This window comes from Paracraurococcus lichenis, assembly GCF_030657435.1.
Taxonomy (GTDB): domain Bacteria; phylum Pseudomonadota; class Alphaproteobacteria; order Acetobacterales; family Acetobacteraceae; genus Paracraurococcus; species Paracraurococcus lichenis.
The window spans coordinates 1-289 of the sequence record NZ_JAUTWS010000580.1; the positions used below are offsets into that span (position 1 = coordinate 1).

Annotated in this window: 1 protein-coding gene; it reads right to left on the bottom strand. The window is 72.7% G+C overall.

Annotation, left to right across the window (positions count from 1 at the left end; all coding sequences use genetic code 11):
* Positions 1 to 7: 7 nt before the first annotated feature.
* Positions 8 to 289: hypothetical protein (locus Q7A36_RS41315; RefSeq protein ID WP_305109555.1), on the bottom strand; the 282-nt coding region annotated here is incomplete at its 5' end.

A 289-nucleotide genomic window follows, 5' to 3' on the forward strand; every position in this document is an offset into this window, starting at 1 on the left:
CCGCACCTCACCTCACCTGTGTCCAGGCAACCTCTGCCCAGGTCTCTTGCCGCGGCCCGCGACCGCCGTCACCGCGCGGCAGAATGCGCCGTCGTGCCATCGGCGTCAGGCTGCGCAGCCGGTCAACAAGGTGGCCGCCCTCCCCAAGCCGTCGGTTCTGGACGACGCGCACCAGCACGTGCCAGCCGATGCCGCGCGCCCGCGCGAGGTGAGAGAAGACGTCAGCGCCGCGGTCGCCAACGCTCACCCAGGTCGCGCCCTCGGGCACCGGACCAACCGCCTCCACCGT